Source organism: Kineococcus glutinatus (genome assembly GCF_039542765.1).
Lineage (GTDB): Bacteria > Actinomycetota > Actinomycetes > Actinomycetales > Kineococcaceae > Kineococcus_A > Kineococcus_A glutinatus.
In genome coordinates, this window is record NZ_BAABIL010000258.1 from 1 (window position 1) to 9,379 (window position 9,379).

The following is a 9,379-nucleotide window of genomic DNA, read 5'->3' on the forward strand; positions in this document are numbered from 1 at the left end:
GACCGCCTGGCACGCCGAGCGGGGGCTGGGCGCGGGCACCGCGTTCAGCGAGGCCGTCGCCCGCGCGGTGCACCGGCTGTGGGCCTACAAGGACGAGTACGAGGTGGCGCGGCTGCTCACCGACCCGGCGCTGGAGGCGGAGGTGCTGGCGCAGGTGCCGGGTGCGGTGCGGCCCTCGTACAACCTGCACCCGCCGCTGCTGCGCGCCGCGGGTCTGCGGCACAAGCTGCGGCTGGGGCCGGGGACGCGCCCCGCGCTGCGGGTGCTGGCGCGCGGTCGGGTGCTGCGCGGTACGCCGCTGGACCCGTTCGGGCACACCAGGACCCGCCGGCTGGAGCGCGCGCTCGCCGCGGAGGTGGCCGAGCTGGTGCCGCGGCTGGCCGCCGGGCTGGGCGCCGGTGGCGTGGAGCGGGCGGTGGCGGTGCTGGACGCGGTGGAGGAGGTGCGCGGCTACGAGGACGTCAAGCTCGCCGGGGTGCGCCGCTACGCCGCGCGCCGCGCCGAGCTGGGGTTCCCGCTGCCGGCGCGGGTCGGCGGGCTGCTCGGCTGATCCGCGGGCCGCCGCCTCAGGTGCCGTACCGGACGGCGGCCCGCGCCCGGGCCTTGGCGGCCTCGACCTCGCGGTCCCGGGGCGGCTGGGTCGTGACGAGCTCGGCGAGCAGCCGGCGGGTGGCGGCGGCGACCTCCTCCACCGCCCGGTCGAAGGCGGCGGCGTTGCGCTGGGAGGGGCGCGCCGAGCCGCTCACCTTGCGGACGTACTGCAGGGCTGCGGCGGCGACCTCGTCCTCCGTGGCGGGCGGGGCGAAGTTGTGCAACGGGCGGATGTTCCTGCACATGCGCGCCAGGGTAGGACCGGCCTGCGACGGCGTACCCTCTCCCGGGTGCGGCGCCTCGTTGACTTCGGGCGGTGCGGGCGGCACGATGCGATTACAACGTTGTACCCCTCGTCGCGCCGCAGCGGCGGTGCGGGCGCGACCCGCTGGTGAGGACTGCACATGAGACTGCGCACGCACCCGACGGCTCCTCGCCGGCGGCGGCGGTGACCGCCGCACCCCGCTCCGCCGCACCCGGCTCCACCGAGGCCGCGGACCTGCCCGTGGTCTTGACGGACGCGCGCGCCTCGACCCTGCGCGACGTGGCGCGGCTGGCGGGGGTCTCCATCAAGACGGTGTCCAACGTCGTCAACGACTACCCGCACGTGCGCCCCGACACCCGCCAGCGGGTGATGGAGGCCGTGCGCGAGCTGGACTACCGGCCCAACCCGACGGCCCGGACCCTGCGCTCGGGCCGCACCGGTGCCCTCGCCCTGGCCGTGCCGGAGCTGCGGCTGCCGTACTTCGCCGAGCTCGCCGACGAGGTGATCCGGGCGGCCGACCGGCGGGGGATGGCCGTCATCGTCGAGCAGACCAACCTGGACCGCCAGCGGGAGGTGGACCTGCTCACCAGCCCGCGGCTGCGGATGGTGGACGGGCTGCTGTTCAGCCCGCTGGAGATGGGCGCCGGCGACGAGCGGTTCCTGGAGGTCGACACGCCCCTGGTCCTGCTGGGTGAACGGCTCTTCCACCCGGGCGTGGACCACGTGACGATGCGCAACGTGGAGGGAGCGCGGGCGGCGACGGAGTACCTGCTGGCCCGCGGGCGCCGGCGCATCGCCGTCGTCGGGGTCCACCCGGGGGAGGTCATCGGCTCGGCGGGGCTGCGGCTGCGCGGCTACCTCGAGGCGCTCGCCGCGGCGGGGGTGCCGGTGGACGAGCGGTTGCTGGGCGTCGCCGGCCTGTGGCACCTGCGCCAGGGGGACGAGGCCATGCGGTCCCTGCTGCAGTCCGGGGTGGCCTTCGACGGCGTCTTCGCGTTCAACGACACCCTCGCGCTGGGTGCGATGCACGCCCTGCACCTGGCCGGGGTGCGGGTGCCCGAGGACGTCGCGGTCGTGGGCTTCGACAACTCCGACGAGGGCCTCTACAGCTCACCGTCCCTGACGACGATCGACCCCGGCCGCGGTGAGATCGCGGAGCGGGCCGTGGACCTGCTGCTGCGGCGGATCGCCGACCGCTCGGTGCCCCCGCAGCGCCTCGAGGCCGGGTTCCGCCTCGTCGAGCGCTCGTCCGCCTGAGGGCTTCGGCTGCGGTGAGTGGTCGTTTCGATCCGTTGCGCTGCAACGGGAAAGCGCTTCGATGACGACCGGGTCACAGTCGCACCGGCTCGCTTGACACTTTCCCCGTCCGTCCTCAAGATGTCGTTCACAACGTTGTAAACCGCAACACCGACCCGCCCGGCCAGGCGCGGACGCCGGTGGCGACCGGTCGAGGACGATGCGGCCCACCACCTCCGCGACGGCTGCGGAACGGCGCGGCAGCGACCCCGCACCGGAGCGCGACCCCCAGGCGACGTCCCGCGCCGCCGCACGGCACGACCCCCAGCACCACCCGCACCCCGCGCACGGCGACGCCGCCGGTGCGCGGACCAGGCGCGGTACACCACGACCGGGCCCCCCGGGGCCCCGGTGAGCAGCAACTCCGAGGAGAACGCAGTGAAGACCAAGCTCGTGACCGCCCTCCTGGGCGCCGGTGTGCTCGCCTCCCTCGCCGCGTGCGGCGGTGGGGACGGCGGCGGCAGCACCTCGGCCACCGGCGCCGAGGCCAGCTGCAGCGTCCCCGTGACCCACCCGGACGCCCCGCAGGTCACCGTCTGGGCCTGGTACCCGAACATGGAGTCGGTGGTGAAGAACTTCAACGAGGCGAACACCGACGTCCAGGTCTGCTGGAGCAACGCCGGCCAGGGCGCCGACGAGTACAACAAGTTCCAGACCGCCGTCTCCGCCGGCACCGGCGCACCCGACGTCATCATGCTCGAGGGCGACACCGTGCCCGTCTTCGCGATCCAGGAAGCGCTCGTCGACCTCACGGAGCACGGCGCCGACGAGGTCAAGGGCAACTTCAGCGAGGGCGCCTGGAAGGACGTCTCCAGCGGGGACGCCGTCTACGCCATCCCGGTCGACGGCGGGCCGATGGCGATGATGTACCGCAAGGACATCTTCGACAAGTACGGCATCGCCGTCCCGACCACGTGGGACGAGTACCGCGCCGCCGCCGAGAAGCTGAAGGCGGCCGGCGGCCCCCTCTTCGGCGACTTCCCGAGCAACATCCCGGCCCCGACCGTCGCGCTCATGGAGCAGGCCGGCGCGACGCCGTGGCAGTACAGCGCCTCGGACAAGACCAAGCTCAAGATCGACCTCGACTCCGAGCCGGCCAAGAAGGTGCTGGACTACTGGGGCGGCCTGGTGAGCGACGGGCTCGTCGGCACCCAGGACCAGTTCACCACCGAGTACATCTCCGGCGTCGTGAACGGTGACTACGCCACGTACATCTCCGCCGCCTGGGCCCCCGGTTACCTCACCGGCGCCGGTGCGGGCGAGGGTGCGGACAAGGGCACCTGGGCGGTCGCGCCGCTGCCGCAGTGGGACCCGGCCAACCCCGTCTCCGTGAACTGGGGCGGGTCGACCTTCGCCGTGACCAGCCAGGCGAAGGACAAGGCGCTCGCCGCCAAGGTCGCCAAGGGCCTCTACGCCGACGACGCGTCGCTGGAGCAGGGCGCGAAGGACCAGGTCATCTTCCCGCTCAACCAGACCGTCCTGGGCGCGGACTGGTTCGTGAACAACCAGACCGAGTTCTTCAGCGGCCAGACGGCCAACAAGGACGTCTACATCCCCGCCGCCAACGCCTACAAGGGTTCCACCTACAGCCCGTACTCCACGAGCTTCTACGCCGAGTTCACCAAGCAGATCACGGCCATGAACAACGGTGAGAAGACCGGCTCGCAGGCCGCCGACGACCTGCAGAAGGCCATGGTCGAGTACGGCAAGCAGCAGGGCTTCACGGTCCAGGAGTGACCGCGGAGCGAGTGAGCACGTCGCCGCGGCGATGAGCACGTCGGTCCGGGGAGGGTGTCGCGCCCCCTCCCCGGACCGGTGGTAACGAACCCCCAGAGCGCACGAAGGCGAGACGGTGATGGCAGCACGGACGGACCAGGTGGTGGCGCTGCCGCCCCCTGCGGCGGGTACCCCCCGCCCCGCGGGCGGCGGCTCGAGGTGGCGCAAGCGCGAGGACGCGAAGGGCTGGCTGTTCATCGCCCCGTTCGGGGTGGTGTTCCTCGTCTTCCTGGTGGCGCCGCTGGCCTACGCGTTCTACCTCAGCCTCTACACCAAGGGCCTGGCCACCGGGACGAAGTTCGTCGGCCTCGGCAACTACACCCGGGCGTTCACCGACGAGGTCTTCCTCGACGGCCTGTGGTTCGTCGTCAAGTTCTCCGCCGTGCTCATCCCGGTGCAGATGCTCGTCTCGCTGGCGGCCGCGCTGGTCCTGGACACCCTGACCACCAGGCTCAGCCGCTTCTCCCGCCTGATGATGTTCGTGCCCTACGCCATCCCGGCCGTCATCGGCGCCCTCATGTGGGGCTTCCTCTACAGCCCGAACTTCGGTCCGCTGCAGCAGCTCTTCGAGCTCGTCGGCATGGACGCCCCGACCCTGCTCAGCCCGGACAACGTCTTCGGCGCGCTCGTGAACGTCGTGACCTGGCAGTGGGCCGGCTACTACATGATCGTCATCTACGCCGCGCTGCAGGGCATCGACCCGGCCATCTACGAGGCCGCCGAGATCGACGGTGCGACGGGCTGGCAGGTCGCGCTGCGGATCAAGATCCCCATGGTGTCCTCCGCGCTGGTGCTCATCCTCGTCTTCGCCGTCATCGGCACGCTGCAGTTCTTCACCGAGCCGCAGATCCTCGGGCGCATCTCCAACGGGTCGATCCCGCCGGACTTCACCCCGAACATGTACGCCTTCAGCACGGCGTTCTCCTTCGCGCAGTTCAACTACGCCTCGGCGCTCTCCTTCGCCCTCGGGGCCGTGGTGTTCGTCGGCGTCTACGTCTTCCTGTTCGCCACCCGCAAGCGGGGGAGCTTCCTGTGACCGTCCTGACCCCGCCCGCCGGCGGCACCGCCGCGCCCCGCACGAGCGCGTCCCCGCAGGACCGGCGCACCCCGCGGCGCCCGAAGAAGCTGCTGAGCAACCTCTTCCTCATCGGGCTGGTCGTCTACTTCGCGCTGCCGCTGTGGTGGCTGCTGGTGGCCAGCACCAAGGACACCGCGGGTCTGTTCGCCAGCCCCCACGGCGCCCTGTGGTTCGCCGACGGCTTCCACCTGGTGGACAATCTGCGGTCCCTGTTCGCCTACGACAACGGCATCTACCTGCGCTGGATGGGCAACTCGTTCCTCTACGCCCTCGCCGGCGGGATCGGGTCCACCGTCCTGGCGGTCCTGGCGGGGTACGGGTTCGCGAAGTTCGACTTCCGGGGCCGCAACCTCACCTTCTCCGTGCTGCTGGGCGCCGTCATGGTGCCCGCGACGGCGCTGGTCATCCCCACCTTCGTCCTGCTGTCGCGCATGGAGCTGACGAACACGGTGTGGGCGGTCATCCTGCCCTCGCTGCTCAACCCCTTCGGCGTGTACCTCATGCGGGTCTACGCCTCCGAGGGCGTGCCCGACGAGATCCTCGACGCGGCGCGCGTCGACGGCGCCGGGACCTTCCGCACGTTCTTCCAGGTGGCGCTGCCGCTGCTGCGCCCGGCGATCGTCACCGTGCTGCTGCTGTCGGTCGTGGCCACGTGGAACAACTACTTCCTGCCGCTGGCGATGCTGTCGGACTCCCGCCTGTTCCCCGTGACCGTCGGCATCGGCCTGCTGCAGGGCCTCGCCGGCGCCAACAACGGCGGCGGGGAGTCCCTGTGGATGCTCATCGTCGTCGGCTCGCTCGTCTCGATCGTCCCGCTGGTCATCGCGTTCCTGTCCCTGCAGAAGTACTGGCAGGGCGGCCTCGCGATCGGCAGCCTCAAGTAGCCGGCACCCCGCCGCTCCTCCCACCCGCTCACCACCTCCCGAGGACCCCGCACATGGCACCCGAGACGTCCGCCGCCCAGCCGGCAGCCCACGTCGTCGTCGACCCCCGCTTCCCCGTCGGCCGCATCGACCGCCGCGTCTTCGGCTCCTTCGTGGAGCACCTGGGCCGCTGCGTCTACGACGGCATCCACGAGCCGACCCACCCGACGGCCGACGCCGACGGCTTCCGCGAGGACGTCCTGGAGCTCGTCCGCGAGCTCGGCATCTCCACGGTGCGCTACCCCGGCGGCAACTTCGTCTCGGGGTACCGCTGGGAGGACGGCGTCGGGCCGCGCGAGTCCCGCCCCCGCCGCCTCGACCTGGCCTGGCACTCCACGGAGACCAACGAGGTCGGCCTGCACGAGTTCGCCCGCTGGAACGCCAAGGCCGGCAGCGAGCTGATGCTCGCCGTCAACCTCGGCACCCGCGGGGTGCAGGAGGCCCTGGACCTGCTGGAGTACTCCAACGTGCGCTCCGGCTCCACGCTGGCCGACCAGCGGATCGCCGACGGCACGACCGAGCCCTTCGCGGTGCGCATGTGGTGCCTGGGCAACGAGATGGACGGGCCCTGGCAGATCGGGCACCGCAGCGCCGAGGACTACGGCAAGCTCGCGAGCCAGACGGCCAAGGCGATGCGCCAGCTCGACCCGCGCGTCCAGCTCGTCGTCTGCGGCAGCTCCAACCGGCAGATGCCCACCTTCGGGTCCTGGGAGCGCACGGTCCTGCAGCACACCTACGAGGACGTCGACCTCATCTCCTGCCACGTCTACTACCACGAGCGCAACGGCGACCTCGCGGGCTTCCTCGCCTCGGCCGTGGACATGGACCGCTTCATCGAGGACGTCGTCGCCACCGCCGACTCGGTGCGGGCGGAGCTGGGCAGCAGCAAGCGGATCGACCTGTCCTTCGACGAGTGGAACGTCTGGGACCAGGAGCGCTTCGAGCAGCAGGACAAGATCACCGACATCGACTCCTGGCCCTACGCGCCGCGGCTGCTGGAGGACGTCTACACCGTGGCCGACGCCGTGGTCGTGGGCAACCTGCTCATCTCGCTGCTCAAGCACGCCGACCGGGTGGCCGCGGCCAGCCTGGCCCAGCTCGTCAACGTCATCGCCCCGATCATGACCGAGCCCGGTGGCCCGGCGTGGCGGCAGACGACCTTCTTCCCCTTCGCCCTCACCTCCCGCCTGGGGCGCGGCAACGCGCTGCGGGTGGAGCTGACCGCGCCGACCTACCCGACGGCGACCCTGGGCGAGGTGCCGCTGGTGGACGCCGTGGCCACGCACGACCCCGACACGGGCCAGGCCGCCGTCTTCCTCGTCAACCGCAGCACCACCGACGCCGTCACGGTGACCGTGGACCTGTCCGGCATGGGCGAGCTGCGCATCGCCGAGACCCACACCCTCACCGACGACGACCCCCACGCCCGCAACACGCTGGAGGAGCCGGAGCGGGTGGCGCCGGTGGAGAACAAGAGCGCGGTCCTCGCCGACGGCACCCTCACCCTGGAGCTGCCGCCGGTGTCCTGGACGGCCGTCGCGCTCCGCTGAGCCGCCGCGGGCGGGGGGTGACCGTCGCCCCCGCCCGCGGCCACACCGCGCTCCCGCACCCCGCGACCGCCGCCCCCGCGAGCGCGGGGGCGGGAGCGCTGCCCCGCAGACCTTCACAGGATCCACCAGCCGTCCACAGGACCCGCGGCACCGGCGCAGCGGCCGATCCCCCAGCATGGGGGCGCACGCGCGTCGGTCGATCGAGAGGGACCCGAGTGGACATCCTGCAGGCTGTGGTGCTGGGAGTGGTCGAGGGAGTCACCGAATTCCTGCCCGTCTCGAGCACGGGCCACCTGACCATCACGGAGAAACTGCTCGGTCTGCAGGTGGACGACCGGGGTGTCACCGCGTTCACCGCCGTCATCCAGTTCGGCGCCATCCTCTCGGTCGTCTACTACTTCCGCTCCGACATCGCCCGGCTGCTCACCGCCTGGGTGCGCGGGCTCACCGACCGCGACGCGCGGACGTCCTTCGACTACCGCTTCGCCTGGTACGTCATCGCCGGTTCCATCCCGATCGGGCTGGTGGGCTTCTTCGGCCAGGACCTCGTCGCCGGGCCGCTGCGCAGCCTGTGGGTGGTCGCCGGCGGCCTCGTGCTGTGGAGCGGGGTGATGCTCTTCGCCGAGAAGCGCGGCACCCAGAAGCGCACCGAGCAGGACCTCACGCTGCGCGACGTGGTCCTCGTCGGTCTGGCCCAGTGCATCGCCCTCGTGCCCGGCGTCTCGCGCTCCGGCGCCACCATCAGCGCCGGTCTGCTGCTGGGCGTGGACCGGGTGACCGCCACCCGGCTGTCCTTCTTCCTCTCCGTGCCCGCCCTCGGCGCGGCCGGGGTGTACGAGGCCATCGGTGCGTCCTCGGAGATCTCCGCCACGGTGGGCTGGGTGCCGACGATCGTGGGCACGGTCGTGAGCTTCGTGGTCGCCTACGCCTCGGTGGCCTGGCTGCTGAAGTTCGTCGCCCACCACCCGATCACCGTGTTCATCGGCTACCGCGTCGTGGTCGGCGTGCTGCTCGCCGTCGCCCTCACCGCCGGATGGATCACCGCCACCTGACGGTCCGGCCCCAGCACGGCGCACGCCGCCACCCGGTCCGGGTGGCGGCGTGCGCCGTTACCGGGCGGAGGGCGCCCCGTCCGCCGGGGGACCGGGTCCTCAGCCCGGCGCGCCCGCCGCGCGCAGCACCCGCTCGGCGTGGCGCAGCAGGGGGGCGTCGACCATCCGGCCCTCGAACGCGAACACCCCCCGCTGCCCCTCGGCCGCGGCCAGCAGCCGGCGGGCGCGCTCCACCTCCGCCGCCGGCGGGCGGAACGCCTCCCGCACCACCGGCACCTGCGCCGGGTGGATGCTCGCCTTGGCGGCGAACCCGGTCGCGGCGGCCTCCGCCGCCTCCGCCCGCAGCCCGTCGAGGTCGTGCAGGTCCAGGAACACCGCGTCGACGGCCGGCACCCCGTGCGCCCCCGCGGCCAGCAGCACGCTGGAGCGCGCGTGCCGTGCGACGTCGCGGTAGCGGCCGTCCGGGGTGCGGCTGCCGCGCCCGCCCAGGGACGCCAGCAGGTCCTCCGCCCCCCACATCAGCCCCGCCGCGCCCGCCGCGGCCAGCTCCGCCGCGGCCAGCACCCCGCGCGCCGTCTCGCACAGCGCCAGCACCCGCAGCGGCGCCAGCGCCCGCACCTGCTCCGCCGACTCCGCCTTGGCCAGCATCACGACGTCGAACCCGGTGCCGGCCAGCGCGTCCAGGTCGCGCCGCTGCTCGTCCCCACCGGGGTTGAGGCGCACCACGGTGCGGGCCGGGTCGAGGTCCGCGGCCCGCACCGCCCGCCGCGCGGCCTCCTTGGCGCCGGGGGCGACCGCGTCCTCCAGGTCCAGGACCACGACGTCGGCGGCGGCCGCGGCCTTGGCGT

Annotated in this window: 9 protein-coding genes; 7 read left to right on the forward strand and 2 right to left on the reverse strand. The window is 72.7% G+C overall.

All coding sequences use genetic code 11. From position 1 onward, the window contains the following. Positions 1-550, forward strand: a 550-nt coding sequence (locus ABEB16_RS10695) for a DUF6537 domain-containing protein (protein WP_345712240.1), incomplete at its 5' end; no start/stop codon positions are given. 16 nt (positions 551-566) lie between these two features. Here ABEB16_RS10695 and ABEB16_RS10700 read toward each other — a convergent pair. Continuing rightward, the gene (locus tag ABEB16_RS10700) at positions 567-836 is read right to left on the reverse strand and encodes a DUF2277 domain-containing protein (RefSeq protein WP_345712241.1); all 270 of its coding nucleotides are present in this window, start codon (positions 834-836) and stop codon (positions 567-569) included. Positions 837-1,039: 203 nt separating this feature from the next. Here ABEB16_RS10700 and ABEB16_RS10705 point away from each other — a divergent pair, with 203 nt between their 5' ends. The 6 genes from ABEB16_RS10705 (at position 1,040) to ABEB16_RS10730 (ending at position 8,531) form a co-directional block, all read left to right on the forward strand. Further along, positions 1,040-2,113: a LacI family DNA-binding transcriptional regulator gene (locus ABEB16_RS10705; RefSeq protein ID WP_345712242.1), complete on the forward strand. Its 1,074-nt coding sequence runs from the start codon at positions 1,040-1,042 to the stop codon at positions 2,111-2,113. Positions 2,114-2,530: 417 nt separating this feature from the next. Further along, entirely contained in the window at positions 2,531-3,889 is a 1,359-nt protein-coding gene (locus ABEB16_RS10710; RefSeq protein WP_345712243.1) for an ABC transporter substrate-binding protein, read from the forward strand. 118 nt (positions 3,890-4,007) lie between these two features. Then, positions 4,008-4,964: a carbohydrate ABC transporter permease gene (locus tag ABEB16_RS10715; protein ID WP_345712244.1), complete on the forward strand. Its 957-nt coding sequence runs from the start codon at positions 4,008-4,010 to the stop codon at positions 4,962-4,964. Continuing rightward, entirely contained in the window at positions 4,961-5,890 is a 930-nt protein-coding gene (locus tag ABEB16_RS10720; protein ID WP_345712245.1) for a carbohydrate ABC transporter permease, read from the forward strand. Before ABEB16_RS10715 ends, ABEB16_RS10720 begins: the two co-directional genes overlap by 4 nt. 53 nt (positions 5,891-5,943) lie before the next feature. Further along, entirely contained in the window at positions 5,944-7,479 is a 1,536-nt protein-coding gene (gene arfA / locus ABEB16_RS10725) for an arabinosylfuranosidase ArfA (protein WP_345712246.1), read from the forward strand. Between the two features lie 215 nt (positions 7,480-7,694). Next, positions 7,695-8,531: an undecaprenyl-diphosphate phosphatase gene (locus tag ABEB16_RS10730; RefSeq protein WP_345712247.1), complete on the forward strand. Its 837-nt coding sequence runs from the start codon at positions 7,695-7,697 to the stop codon at positions 8,529-8,531. A gap of 99 nt (positions 8,532-8,630) precedes the next feature. Here the strand turns inward: ABEB16_RS10730 and ABEB16_RS10735 are convergent. Continuing rightward, positions 8,631-9,379: HpcH/HpaI aldolase/citrate lyase family protein (locus ABEB16_RS10735; protein ID WP_345712248.1), on the reverse strand; the 749-nt coding region annotated here is incomplete at its 5' end.

What these genes read in the sequence shown, in the direction of transcription:
- arfA (WP_345712246.1), top strand. Translation starts at nt 5,944, where the DNA reads ATGGCACCCGAGACGTCCGCCGCCCAGCCGGCAGCCCACGTCGTCGTC.
- ABEB16_RS10715 (WP_345712244.1), top strand. Translation starts at nt 4,008, where the DNA reads ATGGCAGCACGGACGGACCAGGTGGTGGCGCTGCCGCCCCCTGCGGCG.
- ABEB16_RS10700 (WP_345712241.1), bottom strand. Translation starts at nt 836, where the DNA reads ATGTGCAGGAACATCCGCCCGTTGCACAACTTCGCCCCGCCCGCCACG.